The sequence below is a fragment of the Hylemonella sp. GW821-FHT12C09 genome (assembly GCF_058807395.1).
This window is the reverse complement of the sequence record NZ_JBXAQQ010000006.1, coordinates 148,095-173,337: the sequence shown is the minus strand read 5'-3', so window position 1 is coordinate 173,337 and position 25,243 is coordinate 148,095. Positions and strand designations below refer to the sequence as shown.

The 25,243-nt window shown below is 65.8% G+C and carries 25 protein-coding genes; 8 read left to right on the top strand and 17 right to left on the bottom strand.

Translation table 11 applies throughout. From position 1 onward, the window contains the following. Positions 1–11 precede the first annotated feature (11 nt). From AC1RRP_RS11850 to upp, 3 genes are all read right to left on the bottom strand, one after another. Complete coding sequence (locus AC1RRP_RS11850) at positions 12–2,750, bottom strand: putative bifunctional diguanylate cyclase/phosphodiesterase (protein ID WP_493036393.1); 2,739 nt, start codon at positions 2,748–2,750, stop codon at positions 12–14. Between the two features lie 6 nt (positions 2,751–2,756). Continuing rightward, positions 2,757–3,779, bottom strand: a complete 1,023-nt coding sequence (locus AC1RRP_RS11845) for an ABC transporter substrate-binding protein (protein ID WP_493036391.1) — start codon at positions 3,777–3,779, stop codon at positions 2,757–2,759. A 122-nt stretch (positions 3,780–3,901) separates the two neighbouring features. Further along, positions 3,902–4,555, bottom strand: coding sequence for a uracil phosphoribosyltransferase (gene upp / locus AC1RRP_RS11840; RefSeq protein WP_493036389.1), 654 nt, complete (start codon positions 4,553–4,555; stop codon positions 3,902–3,904). Between the two features lie 134 nt (positions 4,556–4,689). Between upp and AC1RRP_RS11835 the strand changes: the two genes are divergently transcribed. Together AC1RRP_RS11835 and AC1RRP_RS11830 are read left to right on the top strand one after the other, a co-directional pair. Further along, the gene (locus tag AC1RRP_RS11835) at positions 4,690–5,976 is read left to right on the top strand and encodes a solute carrier family 23 protein (protein WP_493036387.1); all 1,287 of its coding nucleotides are present in this window, start codon (positions 4,690–4,692) and stop codon (positions 5,974–5,976) included. Between the two features lie 50 nt (positions 5,977–6,026). After that, on the top strand, positions 6,027–7,193 hold the full coding sequence (locus AC1RRP_RS11830; protein WP_493036385.1) for an ATP-binding protein: 1,167 nt from the start codon (positions 6,027–6,029) through the stop codon (positions 7,191–7,193). 273 nt (positions 7,194–7,466) lie between these two features. On the opposite strand, the gene AC1RRP_RS11825 is transcribed toward AC1RRP_RS11830, so the two are convergent. Continuing rightward, entirely contained in the window at positions 7,467–8,357 is an 891-nt protein-coding gene (locus AC1RRP_RS11825) for a LysR family transcriptional regulator (RefSeq protein WP_493036383.1), read from the bottom strand. A 161-nt stretch (positions 8,358–8,518) separates the two neighbouring features. On the opposite strand from AC1RRP_RS11825, the gene AC1RRP_RS11820 reads away from it, so the two are divergent. From AC1RRP_RS11820 to AC1RRP_RS11810, 3 genes are read left to right on the top strand one after another with little or no spacing between them, the layout of a single operon-like run. Next, a complete protein-coding gene (locus AC1RRP_RS11820) occupies positions 8,519–9,058 on the top strand; it encodes a carboxymuconolactone decarboxylase family protein (protein WP_493036381.1) in 540 nt (179 codons plus the stop codon). 35 nt (positions 9,059–9,093) lie between these two features. Next, positions 9,094–10,056 carry a DMT family transporter gene (locus tag AC1RRP_RS11815; RefSeq protein WP_493036379.1) on the top strand — a complete coding sequence of 321 codons (963 nt, stop codon included), beginning with the start codon at positions 9,094–9,096 and terminating at the stop codon, positions 10,054–10,056. Positions 10,057–10,076: 20 nt separating this feature from the next. Then, entirely contained in the window at positions 10,077–10,739 is a 663-nt protein-coding gene (locus AC1RRP_RS11810; protein ID WP_493036377.1) for a peroxiredoxin-like family protein, read from the top strand. A 126-nt stretch (positions 10,740–10,865) separates the two neighbouring features. Here the strand turns inward: AC1RRP_RS11810 and AC1RRP_RS11805 are convergent, their stop codons facing one another. Together AC1RRP_RS11805 and AC1RRP_RS11800 are read right to left on the bottom strand one after the other, a co-directional pair. Further along, on the bottom strand, positions 10,866–11,207 hold the full coding sequence (locus AC1RRP_RS11805; RefSeq protein ID WP_493036375.1) for a hypothetical protein: 342 nt from the start codon (positions 11,205–11,207) through the stop codon (positions 10,866–10,868). Positions 11,208–11,214: 7 nt separating this feature from the next. Then, on the bottom strand, positions 11,215–11,781 hold the full coding sequence (locus AC1RRP_RS11800) for a cob(I)yrinic acid a,c-diamide adenosyltransferase (protein WP_493036373.1): 567 nt from the start codon (positions 11,779–11,781) through the stop codon (positions 11,215–11,217). 99 nt (positions 11,782–11,880) lie between these two features. Between AC1RRP_RS11800 and AC1RRP_RS11795 the strand changes: the two genes are divergently transcribed. Both AC1RRP_RS11795 and AC1RRP_RS11790 read left to right on the top strand, forming a co-directional pair. After that, positions 11,881–13,308, top strand: coding sequence for an FAD-binding oxidoreductase (locus tag AC1RRP_RS11795; RefSeq protein ID WP_493036371.1), 1,428 nt, complete (start codon positions 11,881–11,883; stop codon positions 13,306–13,308). A gap of 22 nt (positions 13,309–13,330) precedes the next feature. Beyond that, positions 13,331–16,732 (top strand): sensor domain-containing protein, encoded by a 3,402-nt coding sequence (locus AC1RRP_RS11790; RefSeq protein ID WP_493036369.1) that lies wholly within the window; start codon positions 13,331–13,333, stop codon positions 16,730–16,732. A gap of 46 nt (positions 16,733–16,778) precedes the next feature. On the opposite strand, the gene AC1RRP_RS11785 is transcribed toward AC1RRP_RS11790, so the two are convergent. After that, positions 16,779–17,498 carry an OmpA family protein gene (locus AC1RRP_RS11785; RefSeq protein ID WP_493036367.1) on the bottom strand — a complete coding sequence of 240 codons (720 nt, stop codon included), beginning with the start codon at positions 17,496–17,498 and terminating at the stop codon, positions 16,779–16,781. 130 nt (positions 17,499–17,628) lie between these two features. Next, positions 17,629–18,042: a hypothetical protein gene (locus AC1RRP_RS11780; RefSeq protein WP_493036365.1), complete on the bottom strand. Its 414-nt coding sequence runs from the start codon at positions 18,040–18,042 to the stop codon at positions 17,629–17,631. Between the two features lie 219 nt (positions 18,043–18,261). Here AC1RRP_RS11780 and AC1RRP_RS11775 point away from each other — a divergent pair, with 219 nt between their 5' ends. Beyond that, positions 18,262–18,726, top strand: a complete 465-nt coding sequence (locus tag AC1RRP_RS11775; protein WP_493036363.1) for a hypothetical protein — start codon at positions 18,262–18,264, stop codon at positions 18,724–18,726. Positions 18,727–18,769: 43 nt separating this feature from the next. Here the strand turns inward: AC1RRP_RS11775 and AC1RRP_RS11770 are convergent, their stop codons facing one another. The 9 genes from AC1RRP_RS11770 to AC1RRP_RS11730 all read right to left on the bottom strand — a co-directional run bounded on the left by AC1RRP_RS11770 (position 18,770) and on the right by AC1RRP_RS11730 (position 24,861). Continuing rightward, positions 18,770–19,600 carry an EamA family transporter gene (locus tag AC1RRP_RS11770; protein WP_493036361.1) on the bottom strand — a complete coding sequence of 277 codons (831 nt, stop codon included), beginning with the start codon at positions 19,598–19,600 and terminating at the stop codon, positions 18,770–18,772. A gap of 121 nt (positions 19,601–19,721) precedes the next feature. Further along, positions 19,722–19,940, bottom strand: coding sequence for a hypothetical protein (locus tag AC1RRP_RS11765; RefSeq protein WP_493036360.1), 219 nt, complete (start codon positions 19,938–19,940; stop codon positions 19,722–19,724). A 20-nt stretch (positions 19,941–19,960) separates the two neighbouring features. Continuing rightward, positions 19,961–20,536, bottom strand: a complete 576-nt coding sequence (locus tag AC1RRP_RS11760; protein WP_493036359.1) for a PIN domain-containing protein — start codon at positions 20,534–20,536, stop codon at positions 19,961–19,963. Then, positions 20,537–21,001, bottom strand: coding sequence for a helix-turn-helix domain-containing protein (locus AC1RRP_RS11755; protein ID WP_493036357.1), 465 nt, complete (start codon positions 20,999–21,001; stop codon positions 20,537–20,539). A gap of 123 nt (positions 21,002–21,124) precedes the next feature. Next, positions 21,125–21,862, bottom strand: a complete 738-nt coding sequence (locus AC1RRP_RS11750) for a class I SAM-dependent methyltransferase (protein ID WP_493036355.1) — start codon at positions 21,860–21,862, stop codon at positions 21,125–21,127. A 15-nt stretch (positions 21,863–21,877) separates the two neighbouring features. Continuing rightward, on the bottom strand, positions 21,878–22,819 hold the full coding sequence (locus AC1RRP_RS11745; RefSeq protein WP_493036353.1) for a ParB/RepB/Spo0J family partition protein: 942 nt from the start codon (positions 22,817–22,819) through the stop codon (positions 21,878–21,880). A 19-nt stretch (positions 22,820–22,838) separates the two neighbouring features. After that, positions 22,839–23,399, bottom strand: coding sequence for an RBBP9/YdeN family alpha/beta hydrolase (locus AC1RRP_RS11740; RefSeq protein WP_493036351.1), 561 nt, complete (start codon positions 23,397–23,399; stop codon positions 22,839–22,841). Between the two features lie 33 nt (positions 23,400–23,432). Further along, positions 23,433–24,218: a ParA family protein gene (locus AC1RRP_RS11735; protein ID WP_493036349.1), complete on the bottom strand. Its 786-nt coding sequence runs from the start codon at positions 24,216–24,218 to the stop codon at positions 23,433–23,435. 28 nt (positions 24,219–24,246) lie between these two features. Further along, on the bottom strand, positions 24,247–24,861 hold the full coding sequence (locus AC1RRP_RS11730) for a LysE family transporter (protein ID WP_493036347.1): 615 nt from the start codon (positions 24,859–24,861) through the stop codon (positions 24,247–24,249). Between the last annotated feature and the right edge of the window lie 382 nt (positions 24,862–25,243).

Genomic DNA, 25,243 nt, shown 5'->3' with positions numbered 1-25,243 from the left:
ACCGCGGCCTCTCAGGCCACGCTGAAGTTGTCGGCCAGGTAGCGTCCGAAATCCTCGGCGCTCATGGGCTTGCCGAAGTGATAACCCTGCAGCAGGGTGACGCCCTGCTGGGCCAGCACGCCTGCGATGTCCTCGGTCTCCACGCCCTCGGCCACAGTCTGCAGTCCGAAGGCCGAGGCGATCTTGACCACGGCCTGGATCAGCTGGCTGCCCTGCTCGGTCTTGGCGCGGCGCACGAAGGAGATGTCGATCTTGATCTTGGAAGCCGGCATGTCGTGCAGTTGCGAGAGCGAGGAAAAGCCGGTGCCGAAGTCGTCGATGGCGATGCCGAAGCCCGCTTCGGTCAGCTCGGCCAGGCGCTTCTCGGTGTGCTCGGCGTCCTCCATCGCCACGCTCTCGGTAATCTCCAGGTCCACCACCGAGACGGGGATGGCCAGCCGGTCCAGGTCTTCCAGCAGGTCGGCGGTGAAGGTGGGCGTGAAAAGCTGGCGGCGCGAGACATTGACCGAGATGCGCATGTCCAGCCCGCGCTGGCGCCAGCGATGCAGGTTGTCGATGGCCTGCTTCCAGACCTGCTGGCCCATCTCGCGGATCAGGCCCAGGTTCTCGGCCATGGGCACGAAGGTAGCCGGCGACACCCAGCCATAGGTTTCGTCCTGCCAGCGCGCCAGCGCCTCGCAGCTCACCACGCGGCGGGTGCGCGCGTCCACGATAGGCTGGAACCAGGTCTGGATCTTGCCCTCCCGGATGGCGGTGGCCAGCCGGTTCTGGATGTACAGCGCCTTGCGATCTTCGTCGCGCTGCGCGATCTCGGAGAAGAAGCGCACCGTGTTGCGCCCCTGCTGCTTGGCCGCGAACATGGCGCGGTCGGCCTGCGACAGCAGGGTCTCGACGGTCTTGGCGTCCGTCGGGAACAGGGCCACGCCCATGCTGAAAGTGGCGTTGAACTCCGCCTCACCCAGTCGGATCGGGGTCTGGCAGACGGCGGCCAGCTTGGAGATGGCCTCCTCGGCGTCGGCCTGGCTGCCCAGGTCGGTGAGCAGCACCACGAACTCGTCGCCACCCCAGCGCGCCAGCGTGTCGCCGGCGCGCAGGCAGTGGCGCATGGCGCCGGACAGCGCCACCAGCAGCTCGTCACCGGTCTTGTGGCCGAACTGGTCATTGACATGCTTGAAATGGTCCAGGTCCAGGAAACCCAGCGCCACCGTCAGGCCGCTGCGCTCGGCACTGCGCACGGCCATCTTGCAGCGGTCCTCCAGCAGCACGCGGTTGGGCAGGCCGGTCAGCGCGTCGTGCAGGGCCATGTGGGTCACGTGCTTTTCGAGCTGGTAACTCTGCGTGATGTCGCGCAGCACACCGCGCACACTGCCGCCGCGGCGCGTGCCGCTGATGAAGCGGTACTCGATCCACAGCTCCTTGGCGTCGGGGCGGCGCAGGCGCAGGCGCCCGCTGAGGCCGCTTTTCTCGCCCTCCCCCAGCTGCTGGAACTGCAGCTGCAGGTTTTCCACGTCTTCCAGGTGGATGTGCTCGAAGATGCGCGCACCGGGCTGCACCTCGATGCCAGCTAGCCGTGCCCAGCCCGGGCTGGCACGCAGGTAACGACCGTCGGCGGCCAGCTCGACCACGCCTTCCTCCAGCATGTCCAGCGTCTGCAGGTGGGCAAAGTGCTCTTCGTCATGCTGCAGCACGCTTTGCATGAGCGTGTGGCTGGCCTCGGCCGCTTCGCCGATCTCGTCGGGATCCGAGCGCGCCTGCGCCAGGGCCTGCTCCACGGGCGCGCTCAGCGCGTGCTCGCGGGCGAACAGGGCGGTGGCGCGCGACAGGCTGGCGATGCGCAGGGCGCCGGCATGGGCCCAGCGGCCCAGCACCAGCCACAGCACCGCGGCCAGCAGGGCCATGAGCGTGAAGCTGCCCAGCAGCACCAGCGCGGGCGACAGGGCCTGCTGCACGTTCTGCCGCAGCACCAGTACCGGCACCCCGGGCTCATCGCCCAGGATCGGCAGGCGGCGCTGCTCCTGCGGACGCTCGCCGTCGCTGATCGGGCCACTGTAGTCGACCGACAACTGGCGGCCGAAGTCCTGCGAGCCGTCGGAGCTGGCCAGCACCAGGCCGTCGTGCACCAGGTACAGGCTGATGTCCGAAGCGCTCAGCTGGCGCATCACGCCGTGGTCCAGCGGCTGCAGCAGCACCAGCTGCCCGGTGCCCTGGGCCCCCAGCCACAGCGGCACGCTCAGCACCCTGAAGACCGTGCGGTGTTCGGCGCTGTAGAACCAGCGCGGTTGCGGCCGGCCGATCGAGAAATGCCGGCGCAGCACCGGGCCCTCCGGGCCATACTGGAACGCGACCCGGCCCTTGCCATCCAGCACCACGCCCGTGGGAAAGCGGTCGAGCTTGCCCTCCAGCGCGGCGAAATAGGCACGCAGGCGCAGCCAGTTGGCGGCCTGGTCGCCCTGCGCAAATACCCGCATGAAATCGATCTGCGACTTCACCTCGTCGGCATTGCGCAGCCAGGTATCCTGCAGGGACGCGTAGCTGCGCTCCAGGTGCCGCAGCGCCTCGTCTGCACTGCGACGCTGGGCCTGCTGGGCCAGCGTCTGATAGCCCAGCAAGGCCAGCAGGCTGCCGCTGAGCGTGACGATCAGGAATACCAGGGCGAAGCGCGCCACCAGCTGGCGCTGCAGGCTGTGCCGCGCGACCTCCTGCCAAGTGGAAGGACTTGCCGGGGGAGCATCAGACGGGCTGCGTGGCATGGTCGCTCAGGGTGCGGTCCCCGCCCAGCGCGCATCGACCAGGCTGCGCACGCTCAGGCCCTTGGCCACGATCTCGGGCTCGGTGGCGCGCAGGAAGCGGTCCACAGTGGTCAACTGCTCGTCGGAAATGCGCCCGTCGGGTGAATAGATGTTCTTGCGCAGGCGCAGCACATCGAGCAGCGTCTGGCGCTCCTCGGGCTCGCCCGAGCCCAGCGCCTCCACCATGTCTTGTGCCTTGTGCGCAGCGATCCAGACCAGCGTGCGCTTGAGTGTGCGGACCATTTTCTCGACCAATTCGGGGCGGGTGGCGATCATGTCCTCGCGCGTGGCGACGATGCCGTTGAGGAACAGGCCGCCCATCTGCTTGCGTGTGGTGTCCAGGTCATGGTAATCGGCCATCGCATAAGCGGCACCCTTTCGCACCAGACGGGTGACAAAGGGCTCGTCGCCCACGATGGCGTCGACCGACCCGGAGCTCAGCGCCGCGTGCTGGCTGTCGTAGGACTGCCCGGCCGACACGTAGTTGACCTGGTCGGGCCGGAGCCCGGCCTGGGCCAGCAGATGTTCGGCGAACAGCTGCGAGGTGGAGCGCCCGCCCGGCACATGGCCCTTGACGCCCACCACCCGGCCCTTGAGGTCGGCCATCGTCCTGACCTTGCCGCGCAGATTGGCGCGCACCAGCAGGGTGTAGGCCGGGACACGGGTCAAGGGAGCAATGCAGACCACCGGTTTGCCACTGAGTCGCTGCAGGGCTGCCGCCGAGAGGCCGGCCGCCGCAAAATCGCTGTTGCGCTCCAGCATGGAACGGATGGCCTGCGGGCCTCCCCCGGTGTGGCGGATGTCCAACTCCAGGCCCTCCGCGAGATCAGCGCCGATCTTGCTGGCCAGCGTGATCGGCAGGTACAGCAGGTTGCCCGGGCCGGGCACGGCAATGGTGGCGCGGCTGGGCGTTGCCGCCGCCGCTTCGAAAAAACCACCCGCCACGGCCAACTGCCCGGCCCGGACCAGAAAATGCCTGCGCTCAAACATGAGGGCACCCCAGATGTATCGATCCAGCGGCCAGATTACCCGAATTCACCACGGGTAGGCGCAGGCACCCGTCAAAAGCCCGGGTTTCGTGCACAGGTGCACAGCCGGGAACGCCTTGCTGCTTACTGGGTACCGAAGATGCGGTCCCCCGCGTCGCCCAGCCCCGGCAGGATGTAGCCATGGTCGCTGAGCTCCCGGTCGATCGCCGCGGTGTAGACCGGTACGTCAGGGTGTTCCTTGTAGAAGGTGTTGATGCCCTCGGGGCAGGTCAGCAGGCACAGGAATTTGATGGACTTCGGCTTGCACTGCTTCAGGCGCGCCACCGCGGCGGCGGCCGAATTGCCGGTGGCCAGCATGGGGTCGACCACCACCACGTCGCGCTCCTCCATGTTCCTGGGCATCTTGAAGTAGTACTCCACCGCCTGCAGGGTCTTGGGGTCGCGGTACAGGCCGACGTGGCCCACGCGCGCGCCAGGCACCACCGAGAGCACGCCGTCCAGGATGCCGTTGCCCGCGCGCAGGATGCTGGCGAAGACCAGCTTCTTGCCATCGATGACGCGACCCGTCATGGTCTCCAGCGGGGTCTCGATCTGCACGTCCTGCAGCGGCATGTCGCGGCAGACCTCGTAGATCATCAGGCTGGCCAGCTCATTGAGCAGGCGGCGAAAGCTGCTGGTGCTGGCCTCCTTCTTGCGCATCAGCGTCAGCTTGTGCTGCACCAGGGGGTGGTCGATGAGGTGGACGTTGGCGCGCGCGGCCGGGTCGATGGCGATCATGGTCCTGTCATTCCTGCAAGAGATTGAAAAACAACGCGGATATTGCCGCATTTTGCGTCGAAGCGGCCGGGCACTGGGCGTTTTGGGGCAAATGGCCTAGCATCGCTAGCACCTCAACCCCAGGAGTCACCACGATGAGTCTGTTTCAATGGACCGAGAAAAGCGCCGACGTGCTGCAGCGGGGCGGCGTGATCGCCCCCGACGAGCGCCTGCCCTGGCCGCAGACCGCCGTGATGGGCGTGCAGCACGTGATCGCCATGTTCGGCGCCACCGTGCTGGCCCCCATCCTCATGGGTTTCGATCCCAACATCGCGATCCTGATGAGCGGCATCGGCACCCTGATCTTCTTTTTCATCACCGGCGGCAAGGTGCCCAGCTACCTCGGTTCGAGCTTCGCCTTCATCGGCGTGGTGATCGCCGCCACGGCCTACGCCGGCAAGGGGCCGAACGCCAACATTGGCCTGGCCCTGGGCGGCATCATCGCCTGCGGCGCGCTTTACACGCTGATCGGCGTCATCGTGCAGGCCGTCGGCACCGGCTGGATCGAACGCTTCATGCCGCCGGTGGTCACGGGCGCGGTGGTCGCCGTGATCGGCCTGAACCTGGCCGGCATCCCGGTCAAGAACATGGCCGCCGGCAACTTCGATGCCTGGATGCAGCTCGTCACCTTCGTCTGCGTCGGCCTGGTGGCCGTGCTCACGCGCGGCATGGTGCAGCGCCTGCTGATCCTGGTGGGCCTGATCGTCGCCAGCATCATTTACGCGGTGCTCACCAACGGCCTGGGCCTGGGCAAGCCCATGGACCTGTCGGGCGTGCTGGGCGCCGCCTGGTTCGGCCTGCCCAACTTTGCCGCTCCCGTGTTCGAAGCCAACGCCATGCTGCTGATCGCCCCGGTGGCCATCATCCTGGTGGCCGAGAACCTGGGCCACATCAAGGCCGTCACCGCCATGACCGGTCGCAACCTGGACCAATACATGGGCCGGGCCTTCATCGGCGACGGCGTGGCCACCATGGTCAGCGGTGCAGCCGGCGGCACGGGTGTCACCACCTACGCCGAGAACATCGGCGTCATGGCCGCCACCAAGATCTACTCCACCGCCATCTTCTTCGTGGCCGCGCTGATCGCCGTGCTGCTGGGCTTCAGCCCCAAGTTCGGTGCCGTGATCCAGGCCATCCCGCTGCCCGTCATGGGCGGTGTGTCCATCGTGGTGTTCGGCCTGATCGCCGTGGCCGGTGCCAAGATCTGGGTCGACAACAAGGTGGACTTCAGCGACAACAAGAACCTGATCGTCGCCGCCGTCACCCTGGTGCTGGGCACGGGCGACTTCACGCTGCGCTTCGGCCAATTCGCGCTGGGCGGCATCGGCACCGCCACCTTCGGCGCCATCCTGCTGTACGCGCTGCTGAACCGCAAGCGCTGAGCCCCAATGTATCCTTGCAATATATGGAATGAAACTCCATAATTGCAAGGATGTTTCGGCGGCACCTCTACCCCCTTCTCCTCGACGAGCTGCAGCACAACCCAGCTGTGGCCCTGCTGGGGCCGCGCCAGGTGGGCAAGACCACGCTGGCGCTGGAGGCGGCCCGCGCCCACCCCAGCCTCTACCTCGATCTGGAATCCGAACGTGACCGCGCCAAACTGGCCCAGCCCGAGCTCTATCTGGCCGAACACCTGGACAAACTGGTCATCCTGGACGAGGTACACCGCACCCCCCAGCTGTTCCCGGTGCTGCGCGGCCTGATCGACCAGGCGCGCCGGCAGAAGCGGCGCAGCGGCCTCTACCTGCTGCTGGGCTCCGCCTCGCTGGACTTGCTCAAACAGTCGGGCGAAAGCCTGGCCGGGCGCATCGCCTACCTGGAACTCGGCCCGCTGCTGCTGGCAGAAGCCGGGGCTGAACAGCAGGACCGGCTCTGGCTACGCGGCGGCTTCCCCGAAAGCCTGCTGGCCCCCAGCGATGCACGCAGCCTGCGCTGGCGCCAGAACTTCATCCGCAGCTATCTGGAACGCGACATCCCCCAGTTCGGACCGCGCATCGCCGCCGACACCCTGCGCCGCTTCTGGACCATGCTGGCGCACGCCCAGGGCACACTGCTCAACGTGGCCCAGCTCGCAAGGAATCTGGGCGTGGACGGCAAGACCGCGCAGTCCTACCTGGATCTGCTGTGTGCGCTGCTGCTGGTACGCCGCCTGCCGCCCTGGCACAACAATGCCGGCAAGCGCCTGGTCAAGTCTTCCAAGGTCTATGTGCGTGACAGCGGCCTGGTGCATGCGCTGCTGGACATCGAGAGCGTCGACGCCCTGCTGTCGCACATGGTCGTCGGCGCCAGCTGGGAGGGCTACGTCATCGAGAACCTGCTGGCCTGCGCCGCCCCGCAGGCCCAAGGCTACTTCTACCGCACCAGTGCCGGTGCCGAGATCGACCTGCTGCTGCACTGGCCCGACGGCAGCCTCTGGGCCATCGAGATCAAGCGCAGCCTGGCACCCAAGCTGGAGCGCGGTTTCCACATCGCCTGCGAGGACCTGAAACCGCAGCGCAAGCTGGTCATCTACCCGGGCACGGAAAACATTCCCCTGGCCGCAGACATCCGCGCCCTGGCGCTGGCCGAGGCCTGCACGGAACTGGCCGGCAAGACCTGATCGCAAGTGTCATCACCCTGGTGCTGGGCACGGGCGACTTCACGCTGAAGTTCGGCCAGTTCGCCCTGGGCGGCATCGGCACCGCCACCTTCGGCGCCATCCTGCTCTACGCTGCTGAATCGCAAGCGCTGAACGTACTGTTTTCGTTTCCAGGCCAGCCCTTGTGGCGGGTCTTTCAGGTCTGCTGCCGGCCAGGAGCGGGCGCAAGACTTTGCCGGCTTTGCGACGCTTCGGTACAGTCGTTCGATCGGCCCTTGGCACAGGCGGATCGTTTCAGCCCGCAGCGACGTGCTGCGCAAACGCCTGCGCTTTGGCCGACTGCCGACGCTGGGGCGGGCTGACGATGTGGATGGGCAAGGGCGGTGCGGACCAGTCCGGCAGCAGCACCTGCAACTCGCCGGCCGCCACCTCGTCCTCGAAAAGCCAGGTGGGCGAGTAGCCGATGCCCATGCCGGCCAGCACCGAGGCGCGGATGACTTCACTGCTGTTGGTCTGCAGATTGCCTTGCGCACGGATGGTGACCTGCGAGCCCATCGGCGCTGGCGCTTCAGGCCCGGCGGTGAACGACCATGCGTTCTGCGTGGCGAGTTCTGAATAGATGATGCAGTTATGCAGCAGCAGGTCCTGCGGCTCACGCGGAGGCTTCACGCCCTTGGGCAAGCCACTCAGGTACTTGGGGCTGACCATTAAAGCCCGCTGCGTGGTTGCAATGCGCCGCGCGATCAGGGAGCTGTCGGCCAGTTCGCCCACGCGCACGGCGACATCAATGCCCTCTTCGACCAAATCGATGAAGCCGTCATTCAAGCGCAGATCGATCTTCACCTCGGGGTGAGCGGCCAGGAAGGTCTTCACCAGCGGCAGCAGCTTGAGCCGCCCATAGCCCACCGACGCGGCCACGCGCAGCCAACCACTGAGTTGCTGTTCACCCTGGCGCAGCACGGACTCAGCCTCGGCGATTTCGGCCACCAGGCGGCGCGCCTGCTCGAAGTAGCGCTCGCCTTCCTCGGTCAGCGCCAGTGATCGTGTGGTGCGGCTCAGCAGCTTGGCACCCAGGGCCCGCTCGAGTGCGGCCACCTGCTTGCTCACGCCACTCTGCGTGGCGCGGAGTTCGCGAGCCACGGCCGAGAAGCTGCCGCTTTCCACCACGCGGACGAAGGTTTGCATCGCGGCCAGCCTATCCATGTCTTGCCTCTATTAATTCCAAATAGGACTAGATATTAGGCCCGAAGGTGGTCTAGCGCAATTGTTTCGACTGAGTCAAAGTCCACTCCATCGATCCCGCCCTGTCTGTTCAACCCGTCCCTCTCAACCTCAAGGAACCCATCATGACCACCTTCAACATCCCCACCTATGCATCCGTCAGCCCCGCCAACCAGGCGCTCTTTGACAACCTGAAGAAAGGTCTGGGCATGGTGCCCAACCTGTATGCCACGCTGGCGCACTCAGACACCGCGCTGGGCAACTACTTGGCCTTCCAGAACGCCAAGAGCAGCATCAACGGCAAGGCGCGCGAAGTGGTGAACCTTGTCGTCAGCCAGGTCAACAGCTGCGACTATTGCCTAGCCGCACATACCGTCATTGGGGGCATGGTGGGCTTTTCGCCAGAGCAGATCATCGAGATCCGCCGCGGCCGCGCCACCTTCGACGCCAAGCTGGACGCGCTGGCCCTCCTGGTGCGCAACATTGCCACCGAGCGTGGCCACGCCGATGCGGCGCTGGTCGACGCCTTCCTGGCCGCCGGCTGGACGCAGGGCAATCTGGTGGACGTGATCGTGGCCATCGGCGACAAGACGGTAACGAATTACCTGCATGGCACCACCAAGGTGCCGGTGGACTTCCCGGCCGCTCCTGCCCTCACCGCCTAAAGACCAACCGTCCACCGAAGCCCAAGGACACCGCGATGAACACCACCATCATGAACTTGCCACCTGTTTTGACCAGCGCGGCGCCGGCAGAGGACACCACCCGATTCGCCAAAGGTGTGGCGGTGGGTTTGCTGGCTGCCAGCATCGGTGCGCTGTACACCGTGTTCGCGCGCTGGGGCATCTCGCACGGACTGCACTCACCTGACTTGACGGTGCTGCGCTTCGGCGTGGCTGGCCTGTTGATGCTGCCGGTGCTGGCCTTGGCCTGGCGGCGCGACAGCACGCAGTTCACGCTGCGCTGGCGCGTGTGGCTGCTGGTGTCACTGTTGGCCGGCACACCCTTTGGCCTCTTGATGTTCGGTGCCCTGCAGTTCGCGCCGCCCAGCCATGCCGCTGTCTTCCCCTTCGCGGCGATGAGCGTGATGGGTATGGTTCTGGGCGCGGTAGTGCTGGGCGATCGGATGACGGCACGCCGAGTGGTGGGCATCGTGGTGGTGCTGACGGGTCTGGTGCTGGTCTCTGGGCTGGAAGCTTCCAGCCTGACGCTGCGCGCTGCCTTGGGCGACATCATGTTCCTCGCTGCGGGCACGCTGTGGGCGGGCTTCGGCATCGTGCTGCGCAAGCACCGCCTCGACCCCCTGCTGGCCACGGCCGTGGTTTCGTTCAGCGCTCTGCTGACCTATGTACCCGCCTACCTGTTGTTCACCGGCGGTGCGGGCTTGGCCATCGCCGCGCCCCAAGTGGTATGGGTGGAGGTATTGGTGCAAGGCGTGATCGCCGGCGCCGGCACGCTCTACACCTACTCCAAGATGGTGTCGCTGCTCGGGCCCTCGCGGGCCGCAGTGTTCCCGGCGCTTGCGCCAGGCCTGGCCGCGTTGATGGCCTGGCCGGTGCTGGGCCATATTCCGGCAACGCTCGAAACCGCCGGTCTGCTGCTGGCCATGGCCGGGCTGATCGTCGCTGTCACAGCACCGGCCGCCGCTTCCCGCAAGTCTTGATCAACACAAGGAGACTCTTCATGAACAGCCCCTCTCTGACCCAGCAGCTCGCCGACTACAAAGCCGGTTTTGTGCAACGCGCAGCCCCGGAGCGCGTCGCTCTGATGGAAAGCGCCACCGCCGATCTGCGGACCAGCGGCATTGAGAACAGCGCGCTACAGGTGGGCGCGCAAGCCCCTGACCTCACCTTGCCCGACGCCACGGGCAACCCGGTGCGCCTGGCGGACCTGTGGCGGCAAGGGCCGCTGGTGTTGATCTTCTACCGCGGAGGCTGGTGTCCCTACTGCAACCTGGAGCTGCGCGCATGGCAGCAGCAGTTTGCTGCACTGGCCGTGCACGGCGCGCGCCTGGTGGCCGTGTCACCGCAGACGCCCGACAACTCGCTATCCACCGCTGAGAAGAATGAACTGGCCTATCCGGTGCTGAGTGACTCCAGCCTGGCGGCGGCCACCGGTTTCGGCATCGCTTTCGAGATGCAGCAGGCCTTGGTCGACCTGTACAGCCAAGTGGGCAACGACCTGCCAGTCCTTAACGGCAACGGCCGCTGGGTGCTGCCGCTGCCGGCCACCTACGTCATCGGGCAAGACGGTCGCATCGCCTTCGCGCACATCGAGGCGGACTATCGGCTGCGCGCCGAACCTGCAGACGTGTTAGCAGCTGCGGCTCGGGTACGCCCTGCTTGAATCGGCGCAATGGCTGGTGTGCCCCCGGTGGGCGAGATCAGGGTGTCGTCCGGGAGCCGCCGGCGCAACGACGCGCCAACAACGGTGGCTCGTTCGACGCGAACATCCCCGAAGGGTCGACATCAGCTACTCGTCACCATTCCGCTCGCAACGCCCCCGCCCCTGAGCCTGCCCCCGGAAATCGCTTTTCCACTGCCCACTGGCGGTGTCCAGGGAGATGCGCTCATTGTCCAGCGCGGTGTGGATCACGGTCCCATCGACGGAAAAGCTGTAGACCGCTACCCCGTCGATACGCAAAACACGGATGCGGCGATCGTCGTACTCGATCTCCACGCTGCGCACCCAGGTGCTGCGCGCCGGCAGATAAACCGCCTCGCAGCGGTAACGCACCTGCTGCCCGTCGATTGCCTGCGCCGTCGCGATCTGCAGCCAGGCCAGCAAGGCGAGTCCGATCGACCGCAGCATCATGGCGCGCTCACTCTGCGGTCGCGCCCTTGAGCCGCTCGCTCTTCCAGTACACATCGTCGCCGCCGTTCATGCGGTTGAGTACACGCGCCAGCACGAACATCAGGTCGCTCAGTCGGTTGAGGTACTGGCGTGGCGCTTCCTTGATGGCCTCCTCATTGCCCAGCGCCACCACGGCACGCTCGGCGCGGCGCGCCACCGTGCGGCAGACATGGGCCAGCGCCGCCGCGCGCGTACCGGCCGGCAGGATGAACTCCTGCAGGCGCGGCAGCTGCTCGTTGTGCGTCGCCAGCGCCTCGTCCAGCGCCAGCACGGCTTCGCCCTTGAGCAGCTCGAAACCGGGGATGGACAACTCGCCGCCCAGGTTGAAGAGCTGGTGCTGGATCTCCACCAGCAGTTCGCGCACGTCGGCGGGCATCTCCTCGCACAGCAGCACGCCGATGTTCGAGTTCAGCTCGTCGACCTCGCCCATGGCATGCACGCGCAGGCTGTTCTTGGAGACGCGCTGGTTGTCTCCCAGGCCGGTGGTGCCGTTGTCGCCGGTGCGGGTGGCGATTTGTGTCAGGCGATTTCCCATGGTGGCAACCTTGCTTCAGAATGTCAGGGTAAGGCCGGGCTTGCCCCGGCATCACAATCGTCACATTATTCCCCAGACCCGCCGTGCGGAGACCCCGACATGAATGCACCCGCCCCCGCCCACCAGCTCCAGCCTGACGTCGCCCTGCGCGCCGTCCCGTCCGCGCTGATCGACGCCCTCAAGGCCCGCTTCGGCGAGCGCTGCTCCACCGCCCTGGTGGTGCGCGAACAACACGGCCGCGACGAATCGGCCTACACCAGCGTGCCCCCGCCCGCGGCCGTGGTCTTTGCCGAAAGCACGGCCGACGTGGCCGCCGCCGTGCAGCTGGCCAGCCAGTACGAGGTGCCCATCATCCCCTTCGGCGTGGGCTCCTCGCTCGAAGGCCATCTGCTGGCCATTCAGGGCGGCATCAGCATCGATGTCAGCCGCATGAACAAGGTCCTGGCCGTCAACGCCGAAGACCTCACGGTCACCGTGCAGCCCGGCGTGACGCGCAAGCAGCTCAACGAAGAGATCAAGAGCACCGGCCTGTTCTTCCCCATCGACCCGGGCGCCGACGCCAGCCTGGGCGGCATGAGCGCCACGCGCGCTTCGGGTACCAACGCGGTGCGCTACGGCACCATGCGCGAGAACGTGCTGGCACTGGAAGTGGTGACCGCCAGCGGCGAGGTCATCCGCACCGGCACCCGCGCCAAGAAGAGCAGCGCCGGCTACGACCTCACCCGCCTCATGGTGGGCAGCGAAGGCACGCTGGGCGTGATGACCGAGATCACACTGCGCATCTACCCGCTGCCCGAGGCTATCTCGGCCGCCATCTGCTCTTTCCCCTCCATCGAGGCCGCGGTGCGCAGCACCATCCAGATCATCCAGATGGGCATCCCGATCGCGCGCGTGGAGCTGATCGACGCCAACACGGTGCGCATGGTCAACGCCCATGCGAAGCTGAGCCTGCGCGAGGAGCCGCTGCTGCTGATGGAGTTCCACGGCTCGCCCGCCAGCGTCAAGGAGCAGGCCGAGACCGTTCAGGAGATTGCCAGCGAGCACGGCGGCAACGCCTTTGAATGGGCCGTCACGCCCGAGGAACGCACCCGCCTGTGGACCGCGCGGCACAACGCCTACTTCGCCGCCATCCAGAGCAAGCCGGGCTGCCGCGCCATCTCCACCGACACCTGCGTGCCCATCAGCCGCCTGGCCGACTGCCTGCTGGACTCCGTGGCCGAGGCCGATGCCAGCGGCCTGCCTTATTTCCTGGTCGGCCACGTGGGCGACGGCAACTTCCACTTCGGCTACCTGATCGATCCGGCCAGCCCCGAGGAATACGCCACGGCCGAACAACTCAACCACCAGCTGGTGCACCGCGCGCTCAAGCTGGGCGGCACCTGCACCGGCGAACATGGCGTGGGCATGCACAAGATGGACTTCCTGCGTACCGAGGCCGGTGACGGGGCCATCGACATGATGCGCACCATCAAACGCGCGCTCGACCCCAAGAACATCATGAACCCCGGCAAGATCTTCACGCTCTAGGAGCCGACAGGCCCCGCCCCCCATGACCCGCCCGGCCCCGCCCCTGCCCGGCCCTCCGATCGACACGCGCCGCAGCGTGCTGGGCGTGGTGCTGCTCTACGCCAGCTTTGCCACCTTGTGGATCCTGCTGTCCGACCGTGTCGTCGAGTGGCTGTTCAGGGAACCTGAGGCCATCCTGTTGGTGAGCACCTTCAAGGGCTGGCTCTTCGTGGCCGTCACCTCCGCGCTGCTCTACTGGCTGCTGCGCAGGCGCCCGACGCCGCTCAGCGCCCAACCCCGGCCCCTCCGCCTCCGGCGCGTGCCGCTGGCGCTGCTGGCCCTGCTGACGGCCACCATCGTCACGCTGGTGGTGCTGACCGTCTGGTATGGCCTGCGCGAGGAAAAGGAAAAGGCCTACGCCCAGCTGCTGGCGATCTCCGAATCCAAGGCCCGCGAAATCTGGACCTGGCACAAGGAGCGGCTCAGCGACGCTTCATGGGCCAACAAGGCGCCCTATCTGCGCAACCAGTGGCTGAGCTGGCGCACCGAGGGCAACGTGGCGGCCGGGCGCACGCTGCAGGCCTTCCTGAAAAGCTACGTCAGCGATGCCGCCTTCCCGCGCATGGAAATCGTCGATGCCCAGGGCCACAAGGTGCTCGACAGCAACGATCCCGATCTGCTGCCGGTCAACCCCGAATCCGCCCCCTTTGTCGACCCGACCCTGCACCTGGCCGTGCTGCGCGCGCTGACGCTGGGCGAGCCCATGCGCGCCGGGCCCTGGCGCGATGCCACCGGCACGCTGCGCCTGGCCTTCGTGGGCCCGCTGGCCGGCGAAACCGCCCACCCCGCCGCGCTGGTGCTGCACATCGACCCGCCCGAATACCTGCACCCCGCGCTGACCGATTGGCCGCTGCCGCAGAAAAGCGCCGAAGCCTTTCTCTTCCGCCAGGACAACGACCAGCTGCTGTTCCTCAGCGAGCTGCGCCACCGCAAAGATGCCGCGCTGCAGTTGCGCCTGCCCCTGGCCGGCGGCCAGCAGCTCAGCGTGCAGGCGCTGCGCGGCGAAGTCGCACCCGGCGTGCTGATCGAAGGCCTGGACTACCGCAATGTGCCGACCTACGGCGTGGCGCAGCGCATCGGCGACACCGAGTGGTGGCTGATGACCAAGCAGGACCGCGCCGAACTGCTGCAGATCGCCCTGGTGCGCAGCGCCTGGATGGTGCTGGCCGGCGCCCTGGCCCTGCTGGCCGTGGGCGGCGCGCTCTACCTGCACAACGAACGCCTGCGCCTGCAGGACTCGGCGCGCGAGATCGAGGAGCTGCGACGCATCGAACATTCGCTCAGCGAAAGCGAGGCCCAGTACCGGCTGCTGGCCGAGAACAGCAGCGACGTGGTGTGGCTCTACGACCTCGTCAACCAGCGCTTCCTCTACGCCAGCCCCTCGGTCGAGAACCTGCTGGGCTACACCGTGAGCGAGACCCTCAAGCTCTCCATGCGCGACGTGGTCAGCCCCGAGATGTACCCGGTCACCGTGGCCCGCATCAAGGCCCGCGTCGAGGCCTTCCTTGCCGGCGACGAACGCGCCCGTACGCAGACCCTGGAATCGACCAATGTGCACAAGGGCGGCCGCCACATTCCGGTGGAAGCCGTCAGCACGCTGCTGGCCGACGAGCGCGGCCAGATCACACGCATGCTGGGCGTGTCGCGCGACATCTCCGAGCGCAAGAAGTCGCAGGCCCAGCTGCTCCAGCTCTCGCAGGCCATCGAACAGAGTCCGGCCAGCGTCATCATCACCGGCCTGGACGGCAACATCGAGTACGTCAACCAGGCTTTCGTGGCGACCAGCGGCTACCAGCGCCATGAGGTGCTGGGCGAGAATCCCCGCATGCTGCGCTCGGGACGCACGCCGCCCGAGGTCTACGCCTCCATGTGGTTCACGCTCACCTCCGGGCAGCCCTGGCATGGCGAGATGATCAACCGCCACAAGAGCGGGCGCGAGTACGTGCAGAGCATGAACCTGGCCCCGGTGCGCGACCCGCAAGGCCAGATCACCCACTACCTGGCCGTGCAGCTGGACGTGACGGCGCAGAAGGATGCCGAGGACAAGGCGCACCAGCTGGCCTGGTTCAGCCCGCTCACCGGCCTGCCCAACCGCCACCGCCTGCTGCAGGATATCCAGGACGTGCTGGACGCCCATGGCCGCACCCACGAGCAGTGCGCCCTGCTGCTGCTCAACCTGGACCGCTTCCAGACCGTCAACGACGCGCTGGGCCACAACGCCGGCGACCAGTTGCTGAAGAAAGTGGGCGAACGCCTGGGCGGGCTGCTGCATGTCGATGACCGGCTGGCCCACCTGAGCGCCGACGAGTTCGCCATCCTGCTTCACGGCGGTGGCGCCAACAGCGAAAGTGCCAGCGCGCTGGCCCTGCGCCTGGCCCAGAACCTGCAGGCGCGGCTGGACCAGCCCTTCGAACTGGAGAGCGCGGTGGCGCTCAAGATCAGCTGCTGCATCGGCATCACCCTGCTCCCCCAGGGCCCGGCCGACAACCCGGGCGACGTGCTGCGCCGCGCCGACACCGCCCTGCACCGCGCCAAGGACAGCGGCGCGGGCCAGACCGCCTTCTTCGACGTGTCCATGGAGCAGCTCATCAGCCGCCGCTTCCTGATCGAGCGCGACCTGCGCCGTGGCCTGGCCGCCAACGAGCTGCGCCTGTACCTGCAACCGCAAGTGAATGCCCAGGGCCGCGTGGTGGGCGCCGAGGCGCTGGTGCGCTGGTTGCACCCCGAGCACGGCCTCATGGCCCCGGGCACCTTCATCCCCATTGCCGAGGAAAGCGAACTCATCACCGAACTCGGCCGCTGGGTGCTCAAGACGGTGTGCCGGCACCTGGGCGAACTCCGCCGCGACGGCCTGCGCCTGCCGATCGCCGTCAACATCAGCCCGCGCCAGTTCCACCAGCCCGGTTTCGTGCACGTGGTGCAGGACACCCTGATGGCACAGGGCGCCGCGCCGGACGACCTGGTCATCGAGATCACCGAAAGCATCGTGATGGACCAGATGGACAGCGTGGTGCAGAAGATGTCACACCTGACCAGCCTGGGCGTGAAGTTCTCGCTGGACGACTTCGGAACCGGCTACTCGTCCCTCGCCTACCTCAAGCGCCTGCCCATCCACGAACTCAAGATCGACCGCAGCTTCGTGCAGGATGCGCCCACCGACCCGAGCGATGCCGCCCTGGTGGAAGCCATCCTCTCGGTGGCCCTCCACATGCGCCTGAAGGTGGTGGCCGAAGGGGTCGAGACGATCGAGCAATCCGACTTCCTCAACGCGCGCGGCCAGGTCATCCAGCAGGGTTACCTGCATGGCCGCCCGGCCCCTGCCGACGAGGTGCTGGCGCGCTGGCGCCAGAGCCAGCAGGCCGACACCCCGCAGCCCCGGGCATGAAAAAGCGGGCCTCGGCCCGCTTTGTTCAAGAGGTGCCCTGCGGCGCTCAGCGCGTCACGCGCACACGCGTTTCTTCCTTCACGGTGTAACGCACTTCCACGCGACGGTTCTTGGCGCGGCCTTCGGCCGTGGTGTTGTCGGCCACCGGGTCGGCCGCCCCCTTGCCATCGGTCGTGATGCGGCTGGCCGCCACACCCTTGCCCACCAGGTAGGCCTTGACGGCATCGGCGCGGGCCTGCGACAGCTTCACGTTGGCCTGGGCATTGCCCTGGCTGTCGGTGTAGCCGCTGATGGTCAGGCCGGCATCGGGGTACTGCCTGGCGGCGTTGACCACCTCATCCAGCTTGGGGCCGGCACCGGGCAGGAGGCGGCTGGAGCCGGTGGCGAAGCTGGCGCCTTCCAGGCGCACGGCCTTGTCGACGATCTGGGTGCGGAACGTCTCGGCCGGTGCGGCGGCAGGTGCCGGGGCGGGAGCAGGCGCCACCACGGGTGCCGGTGCCGGCGCAGCCGCCACAGGCGCGGGGGCCGGTACCGGCGCGGGGAGGACGGCCTTGGCTGTCACACCGCCTTCGCACTCGGGGATGGCCAGTTCCGGCGTCCAGGAACCGGTGTGCCAGCACAAGCCGAAACCGCTGCGCACGACGAACCCATTGCTATCGCTCCAGTAGCCGGGGTTGGCGCGCACCTTCTGGGCCTGCAGGGAGCCGCTGGCCCCGAGCAGGGCGATGGCAACGGCAATGAAGGGGGTCTTGTGGCGTGTTTTCACGAAGGTTCCTTTGGGTGATGGCCGCGACAGGCGACGACGTTTTCAGTCTAGTAAGGATCCGCCTTGCTGCATTGATGCGAGGCAGTATTCGTGGTGCGTTTCCGCTGAAATTCTCAGAATGGAACAGCGCTCAAGACCCTTGCCGTTGCAGGCAGGCCCAGAGCGGCAGGGGGCCATAGATGCGGTAAGACCCCGCCGTGCCGTCGCTCACGTAGAGGTAGCCCGTGCGCTCACGCTCCTGCACGTGCAGCCGGTAGGCCAGGCCGTCGCGGCGCTGGGTGTTGGGCGCGAACTCCACGGCATACAGCGCCTTGCTGCCCAGCTGCGTGTCGCCCGGTTTCAGCTCGGAAGCGCGCTGGCGCAATTGGTCCATGCAGGGGTCCGTGAAGAAGGACTGCTGCAGGACCTGCATTTCCTTCTCGATCTGCGCCTGCGTGGCCGGCGGCGGTGGCGGCAGGCGGGCGCCCGGACCGGCACAGCCCACCAGCAGGGCCACCAGCCCCAGGGCCACCGGGGCGTGTCTGCATCGTTGCGGTGTGCTCACGAACTTCCCCCTTGCAGGCATCCGGTGTCTGCTTTATCGCGGAGGGCCGGCGCCCTGTCAATGTTTCTTTCGGCCCGATACATGGCGTACCCTCATGCCCGCAGCCGCGGGCTCATGGATTTCCCGCAAAGACAATGGCCGCTGTGCTGCTTATCATCACGCTGCCGCCTGGCGGCATCCTTCAAAACCACAAAGCTGACACTTCAGAGAGGACCCCCGATGACCCCGATCCGCACCCTCGCCCTTGCCCTGGCCGCTACCGCCATGGTCGGCTGCGCCTCCTTCAAGCCGGGCGACAAGACGGCCGAAGCCGAGCTCAAGAAATTCGCCACCGTCCCGGGCAAATCCAGCCTCTACGTCTGCCGCGAGAAGGCGGTGCTCGTCGCCGCGGGGGTCAGCTCCAACGTCTTGGTCAACAAGCAGGACGTCGGCACCGTCAAGCCCAACACCTTCGTGCACGCCATCGTCGAGCCCGGCAAGCACGAAGTGCAGTTGAAGAACGACGGCGTGATGTCGGTGACCGCGCCCACCATTTCCATCGAGACCAAGCCCAACGAACTGGCCTTCCTGTGGGTGGGCGTGACCGGCGGTGGCTGGGGGGCTTACACCATCGACCATTTCCGCAATGCGACCGAAGGCATGGGCTGCGTGACGGACGCGACCTACTCCGTCAAAGCCATGTAGGCCTTGCTGCCTCCGCGCAAAGGGCGTCGCACGACGCCCTTTTTCATTTGCGGATCACCAAGGCGATGCCGCCCAGGATGGCGGCCGAGGCCAGCAACAAGCGCAGCGTGAGCGGCTCCCCCAGCCAGAGGATGCCGCCCACGGCCGCGATCACCGGCACGCTGAGCTGCAGCGTGGCCGCACTCGTGGCTTTCAGATGCGGCAGCGCGGTGTACCAGATGGCGTAACCGATGCCCGAGGTGAGCGCGCCGGACGCGACAGCGTAGAGCGCGCCCGCCGTGTCCACCTGTGCGCTGCCCAGGAACAGCAGGCTCATGCCCAGCGCCACCGGCACCGTGCGCACGAAGTTGCCCGCCGTCACGCGCAGCGCATCGCCCGCCCCCTTGCCGCGCAGCGAGTACACGGCCCAGGCCAGGCCGGCGGTGATCATGAGCAGGGCCGCGCCCAGCGGCGGCGCGGACAGGCCCGGCAGCAGCAGGCCCACCAGTCCCGCGAGGGCCAGCGCCAGGCCGAGCCACTGCAGCGCCTTGAAGCGCTCGCCCTTCACCAGCCCCCAGCCGATCATGCCGGTCTGCACTGCGCCGAAGAGCAGCAGCGCGCCGGTGCCGGCGGGCAGGTTGACGTAGGCAAAAGAGAAAGCTGCGGCGTAGGCGAAGAGCGCCAAGGCCGAGGGCCAACTGCCGCGGCCCGTGACACCACGGCGAGTCAATTGCACCAGCAGCCAGAGCGTGAGCGCGCCCGAAATCAGGCGGATGGTGGTGAAGCTGGCGGCGTCGATGAGGGTGTGCTGCAGGGCGGCGCGGCAGAGCAGGGAGTTGCCGGCGAAGGCGAGGAGCGCCAACGTTGTGTAGCTAACCACGCGTACTGTTGCCATCGCACCCGTCTTTTTTTACAGCACATCGCAAAGTCACTAAATTGATAGTCTTTGTGTTGCGTCCGGATGCGCTGACAAATCGATTCCTCTTCTGCGAACTTAGCATCCGCATTTTAAGGCGTCACTTCTTCTTAAGTGCACGGGCTACCGTGACCAAGCCAAACACAAAGAGAATTAACGGCCAACCCCAAGGCACATTGTTTGAAATCCACCCCAGCCTTTCGGCGATAAGCAGCGCGCCGGCAATTACGGCAAAGAGCCCGACGCCAAGCCCGTCCCAAGGTGCGGGGGCTTGTGTGGGGGGTTCTGCTTGTTGAGAAGTTTTGTTTTCTTCGTTCATAACATCCTCCTGTGACGAAACTAAATTAACTCCACCAGAGAACTGAGGTGTGCTGCCGTCTGAGGGAGCCCGCGTTTTTCCAGCAAATCGACAAGGGCTTCGGCGGTTACTTCTGGCCTGTCCCATCGCATTCGCATTGCCTTTAATGCAGTTAGAGCGACCGGCGCCTTGAGCATGATCTGGTTCAGAACAAATTCATCTGGCGTTTGCAACTCAATTCCAAATGAATTCAGCACCTCTTCCGGGAAATCGCGTTGGTTCCACGTAATGATTGCATCGGCATGTCCTGTAATTGCTGCTGCAAGCACATGGCGATCATCTGGATCGGGAAGCTTTAAACCGGCGATCAAGTGCTCATAGCCTGTCACCAAACAATCTGGGATCGCCTCCTCCATAGCAGCAACTGACGCTTGAATTTTCTCGCTCATCGTTGGCCGATCTCTCAACAGAGAGCGTGTCCATTCGTCTCGTATGTGTGAACTCCACTTTGCGCTGTAGAGATCTGCATGGGCTAGGCTGAGCAACACGTCCCGCAGGAGGACTGGATACAAAACATTTGCATCCAGCACCGCTGTGTAACGCGCGCTGCCTGCCATTTACAGTTCTTCTCCCATCTCTTGCGAAAGCTTGCTTAGCTTATTCAGAGCTATTTCTGAGCGCTCTTTTTGGGACTTCTGATATCGCATAAGTTCCTCAAATTCAATTCTTCGATGTCGATTTACGAGTCGATGCTTCAATCTTCCAGCTTCAATTTCCTTGATCACAAATGGCCGCGAAACGTTTAAAAGTGCTGCAGCCTCTTGCGTTGTCAATTCAAGTTTCTGCGGCAGCAAAACCATAGGCTCACGCTTTGCCATTTGCCTCAACACATCTGCGAAAAATCGCAGGGCACGAGGCGGCAGGTGTAGCACCGGCGGCTCGCCCGTTCCGTCATCAACCTCAATAGTGACCTTGATCGTGTCAGCCTTTGAATGATCCAAGGCCGATACGATGCAGGCGCGTGCCGCTCCGGCCATCTCAGCTTCCGCCTCGCTGGCCGGGTCCAGTATCTGTTGGCTCATCTCGCTTCTCCTTGCAGTTGCCGTCTCTAAATGGGAGTCTCTAATGGCTCCTCTGAGCGAAATATACGCACTATTCGAAATATTCGCAATTTATAATTGCAAGTAACCGCACACATCTAATTTCTATTGAAATTGCGCACGGTAAATCCACACCGGTTTACCCTGCGCCCCTTCCAGCTTGGCCACCGGCGTTTGCCCCACCGCCTCGAACTCCAAACTCACCAGCCAGGCCCCGGGTTTGAGTTCCGCCCGCGCCTTCGCTATCGCACGCGGCATGCTCTCGGGCCGCTGGAAGAGATAGACCAGGTCGTAACCCGACCAATCGGCCTGCCAGATATCGCCCCGCTCCACTTTGGCCCAAGGACAACGCCGCGCGCAGAGCCAGGCCAGCGGCCGGCTCCATTCGATGCCGTGCAGTTCAGCCAGCGGGTAAGCCTGCCTCAAGGCTTCCAGCCCCTGGCCCAGGCCGCAACCGGCGTCCAGCACGCGGGCGCCCAGCTCCAGCGGTGCCACGGTGGGCAGTTCGTTGAGCGCATTGGCCGGTGTGGGGAACAGCGGCGCGTCGCGCCAGGCATTGAGCGGGTAGATCAGCGCGAGCAGGGCCAGCGGCAGCAGCCAGCCCCAGGCAGGTAGCGCGAGGCCACCGGCCAACAGCAGCGACACCGGGAAACCCAGGCCGATGATGACGCGGCGCCACCAGCTCTTGCCGATGAGGCTGAGCAGCACGCCGAGCAGGGTGGACGCAGCGAGCGCGTCCGTGGTGGCCAGGCCCGCACGCAGCAGCAGCGAGAGCACCAACCAGCACAGGCCCCAGCTGAGCAGGGCCGGCAGGGGCCAGGGGAAACGGGCGAGCGGGTTCATGTGCTCGCCCGCTGATCAGTTACCGCCGCTGCGGCGCAGCCGGTCGATCAGGCCATTGAGTTCGTCGAGCGAGCCGAACTGGATGCTCAGTTCGCCCATCTCTTCCACCCGGCCGTGGCGCTTGACGCGCTTTTTCACTCTTACTTCCACTTCGGCGGTGAGCAGGTCCGACAGCTCTTCTTCCACGCGCTTCAAGTCGCGTGATTTTTCCTTGCCGGGTTTTTGCGGCGTGAGCGAAAACTCGGCGCTGAGTTTCTTGACCAGGTTCTCGGCCTCGCGCACCGACATCTTCTTCGCGGTGATCTGGTTGGCGGCGGTGATCTGCGTGGCGCGGTCCAGCGCGAGCAGCGCACGCGCGTGGCCCATGTCGATGTCGCCGGCCATGAGCAGGGTCTGCACCGGCTCGGCCAAATTCAGCAGACGCAACAGGTTGCTGGCAGCGCTGCGCGACCGGCCCACGGCCTGCGCGGCCTGTTCATGCGTGAGACCGAATTCGCGGATCAGGCGCTGCAGGCCTTGTGCTTCTTCCAGCGGGTTGAGGTCTTCACGCTGGATGTTTTCGATCAGGGCCATGGCGGCGGCGGCCTCGTTGGGCACGTCGCGCACCAGCACGGGCACGCTGTCCAGACCGGCCAGCCTGGCGGCGCGGAAGCGGCGCTCGCCGGCAATGATTTCGTGCTTGCCGGCGTTGGGGCCCTCGGTGAGTTTGCGCACCAGGATCGGCTGCATGATGCCCTGGGCCTTGATGGACTCGGCGAGTTCATACAAGGCGCCTTCGTCCATGCGGGTGCGCGGCTGGTAGATGCCGGCCACCATCTCGTCGAGCTTGAGGCTGCCGGTGCTCTGGCCTTCGCGCGCCTCGTTCATCGCCGCCACTTCGGCGCGGGTGTCGTCGACCTTGGGGCCCAGCAGGGCTTCGAGTCCGCGGCCGAGGCCCTTGGGTTTCTTGGTGACCATATCGTTCTACTCTCTGTTATCAGTTCGCTGTGTTCATTTCCTGGAGGGCCATCAGACGCTCCAGCAGGCCGTGGCCCCGGGGCCAGTCGCCCAGGTTCGAGTCGGCATTCAGGTGGCCGGCGTCACCGGCATCCACGAATTCGGAGCCCCAGTCTTGCGCCAGGCCGGCGGCCATGTCGAAGGGGCAGCGCTCGTCGTTGCGGCTGGCGACCAGGATGCTCCTGAAAGGCAGGGCCTTGCGCTCGATGGGCCACCAGCTGGGCAGTGTGGCGCGGGTCTCGTCACGCGCCACGTCACCGGGCGCGACCAGCAGCGCCCCCTTGACGCGGTGCACATTGCGCGAGTGCGCGGCCCAGGCCGCGACCAGGATGACGCCCAGGCTGTGCGCCACCAGCACGGCCGGTTCGCGGCACAACAGCACCGCCTCTTCCAGCTGGATCTGCCAGTCTCCGCGCATGGGGCGTTCCCAGTCATGCTGCTGCACCCGCGTGTAACCGTACGTCGCCTCCCAGCGGCTCTGCCAGTGGTCCGGGCCGGAGTTGTGCCAGCCCGGCAGGATGAGGACGCTTGAGGAATGCATGCTATTGTTTTTGTAGCTTACGAGGCCGGTCGATCACATCTTCTGGATGCGGTCGACCATCTCCTGCGCGAAGCTGACGAAGGACTGCGCCCCCTTGGAGGCCGGGTCGAAAACCACGCCGGGCACGCCGTAGCTGGGCGCTTCGGCCAGGCGCACATTGCGCGGGATGACGGCGTCGAACACCTTGTCACCGAAGTGGGCCTTGAGCTGGTCGCTCACCTGGGCCTGCAGGGTGATGCGCGGGTCGAACATGACACGCAGCAGGCCGATGATCTGCAGGTCGGGGTTGAGGTTGGCGTGCACCTGCTTGATGGTGTTGACCAGATCGGTCAGACCTTCGAGCGCGAAGTACTCGCACTGCATGGGTACGATGACACCGTGCGCGCTGCACAGGCCGTTGAGGGTGAGCATGGAGAGCGAGGGCGGGCAGTCGATGAGCACGAAGTCGTACTCGTCGTTGACCTTGGCCAGCGCTTCCTTGAGGCGGCGTTCGCGGCGTTCCACATCGACCAGCTCCACTTCGGCGCCCGCGAGTTCGCGGTTGGCACCCAGGATGTCGTAGCTGCAGCCGCCTTCGATGAGCTTGTCGCTTTTGACGCGGGCCTCGGCGATGGTGGCCGACTCCAGCAGCACGTCGTAGAGGCTGAGCTTGAGCTGGCGCTTGTCCACGCCCGAGCCCATGGTGGCATTGCCCTGCGGGTCCAGGTCCACCATGAGCACCCGCTGCCCCACCTTGGCCAGGCCGGCCGCGAGGTTCACGGTGGTGGTGGTCTTGCCGACGCCGCCCTTCTGGTTGGCCACGCAGAAAATTTTCGCCATCAGGTCATCCCTTGTTTATGTAGTGAGATCAGCGGGTGAAAGCAAGACGCAGACCGAAGCCGATCAGGCAGAGGCCGGCGATTTTCTCCAGCACACGACCGAACAGCGGGTTGGCGCGCAGACGGTCGGCCAGAAAGTGCGTGAGCAGGGTCATGCCCAGGCCGTAGAGAAAAGTGAGGAAGGCGATCGTCACGGCCATGAAGCCGAAGGTGAACAGGCCCTGGTGCGTGGCCGGGTCGACGAAAAGCGGGAAGAAGGCCAGGTAGAACATGATGGCCTTGGGGTTGAGCAAGGTGATGACCATGGCCTGGCGCAGGTAGTGGCCGGCCTTGATGTTGAGCACCGGCGCCGCGCCGGGTTTGGCCAGCAGCATCTGGACACCGAGGAAAGCCAGGTAGGCCGCTCCACCCCACTGCAGCAGATTGAAGGCGGTCGGGTAGGCAATGAGCAAGGCGGCCACACCGGCCACGGCCGCCCACATCAGCACTTGGTCGCCGAGGATGACACCCAGGGTAGCCGCCAGCCCGCCACGCACGCCACCCTTGCTGGTGGAGGTGATCAGCGCCAGATTGCCAGGGCCCGGGATCAGCAGAAAAATGATGACGGTGACGACAAAAGCGCCGTAGTCGGCTACGCCAAACATGGGGGATGGGGTCTTGAATGGGGAGGCTTGGGGAAGGGTTGAGTGTACGGCAGCTTTTTGGGGGTTCTGGTCGGCTGGGGTGCTGGTTTGCCCGGGTTTTTGTTTCACGTGGAACGTTTTCTGTCTAGGAACGCTTTTCCTGCGGCGCTTTTGTAGCCCCCCACTCATCCCCCCGCCCTTCTCTACCCCCGCCGGGGTAGAGAAGGGCGCCCGGATTTGATCTCATCGCACCGGCGACGCTTCTACGGCACGAATCGTCGCCACAGTCTTTGGCCCGCCTGGATTCCTGAGCTGCGGTCGTAGTGAACGGCTCCGAAGTAGCTAGCTACTAACGGCGGTTGGCTCCGCCGATCTGCCATTTCCGAGTCCAGAGTACCGGCCG

Excerpts from the sequence above, each read along its gene's own strand:
- AC1RRP_RS11850 (WP_493036393.1), bottom strand. The coding sequence starts at position 2,750 with ATGCCACGCAGCCCGTCTGATGCTCCCCCGGCAAGTCCTTCCACTTGG.
- AC1RRP_RS11845 (WP_493036391.1), bottom strand. The coding sequence starts at position 3,779 with ATGTTTGAGCGCAGGCATTTTCTGGTCCGGGCCGGGCAGTTGGCCGTG.
- upp (WP_493036389.1), bottom strand. The coding sequence starts at position 4,555 with ATGATCGCCATCGACCCGGCCGCGCGCGCCAACGTCCACCTCATCGAC.
- AC1RRP_RS11835 (WP_493036387.1), top strand. The coding sequence starts at position 4,690 with ATGAGTCTGTTTCAATGGACCGAGAAAAGCGCCGACGTGCTGCAGCGG.
- AC1RRP_RS11830 (WP_493036385.1), top strand. The coding sequence starts at position 6,027 with ATGTTTCGGCGGCACCTCTACCCCCTTCTCCTCGACGAGCTGCAGCAC.
- AC1RRP_RS11825 (WP_493036383.1), bottom strand. The coding sequence starts at position 8,357 with ATGCAAACCTTCGTCCGCGTGGTGGAAAGCGGCAGCTTCTCGGCCGTG.
- AC1RRP_RS11820 (WP_493036381.1), top strand. The coding sequence starts at position 8,519 with ATGACCACCTTCAACATCCCCACCTATGCATCCGTCAGCCCCGCCAAC.
- AC1RRP_RS11815 (WP_493036379.1), top strand. The coding sequence starts at position 9,094 with ATGAACACCACCATCATGAACTTGCCACCTGTTTTGACCAGCGCGGCG.
- AC1RRP_RS11810 (WP_493036377.1), top strand. The coding sequence starts at position 10,077 with ATGAACAGCCCCTCTCTGACCCAGCAGCTCGCCGACTACAAAGCCGGT.
- AC1RRP_RS11805 (WP_493036375.1), bottom strand. The coding sequence starts at position 11,207 with ATGATGCTGCGGTCGATCGGACTCGCCTTGCTGGCCTGGCTGCAGATC.
- AC1RRP_RS11800 (WP_493036373.1), bottom strand. The coding sequence starts at position 11,781 with ATGGGAAATCGCCTGACACAAATCGCCACCCGCACCGGCGACAACGGC.
- AC1RRP_RS11795 (WP_493036371.1), top strand. The coding sequence starts at position 11,881 with ATGAATGCACCCGCCCCCGCCCACCAGCTCCAGCCTGACGTCGCCCTG.
- AC1RRP_RS11790 (WP_493036369.1), top strand. The coding sequence starts at position 13,331 with ATGACCCGCCCGGCCCCGCCCCTGCCCGGCCCTCCGATCGACACGCGC.
- AC1RRP_RS11775 (WP_493036363.1), top strand. The coding sequence starts at position 18,262 with ATGACCCCGATCCGCACCCTCGCCCTTGCCCTGGCCGCTACCGCCATG.
- AC1RRP_RS11770 (WP_493036361.1), bottom strand. The coding sequence starts at position 19,600 with ATGGCAACAGTACGCGTGGTTAGCTACACAACGTTGGCGCTCCTCGCC.
- AC1RRP_RS11765 (WP_493036360.1), bottom strand. The coding sequence starts at position 19,940 with ATGAACGAAGAAAACAAAACTTCTCAACAAGCAGAACCCCCCACACAA.
- AC1RRP_RS11760 (WP_493036359.1), bottom strand. The coding sequence starts at position 20,536 with ATGGCAGGCAGCGCGCGTTACACAGCGGTGCTGGATGCAAATGTTTTG.
- AC1RRP_RS11755 (WP_493036357.1), bottom strand. The coding sequence starts at position 21,001 with ATGAGCCAACAGATACTGGACCCGGCCAGCGAGGCGGAAGCTGAGATG.
- AC1RRP_RS11750 (WP_493036355.1), bottom strand. The coding sequence starts at position 21,862 with ATGAACCCGCTCGCCCGTTTCCCCTGGCCCCTGCCGGCCCTGCTCAGC.
- AC1RRP_RS11745 (WP_493036353.1), bottom strand. The coding sequence starts at position 22,819 with ATGGTCACCAAGAAACCCAAGGGCCTCGGCCGCGGACTCGAAGCCCTG.
- AC1RRP_RS11740 (WP_493036351.1), bottom strand. The coding sequence starts at position 23,399 with ATGCATTCCTCAAGCGTCCTCATCCTGCCGGGCTGGCACAACTCCGGC.
- AC1RRP_RS11735 (WP_493036349.1), bottom strand. The coding sequence starts at position 24,218 with ATGGCGAAAATTTTCTGCGTGGCCAACCAGAAGGGCGGCGTCGGCAAG.
- AC1RRP_RS11730 (WP_493036347.1), bottom strand. The coding sequence starts at position 24,861 with ATGTTTGGCGTAGCCGACTACGGCGCTTTTGTCGTCACCGTCATCATT.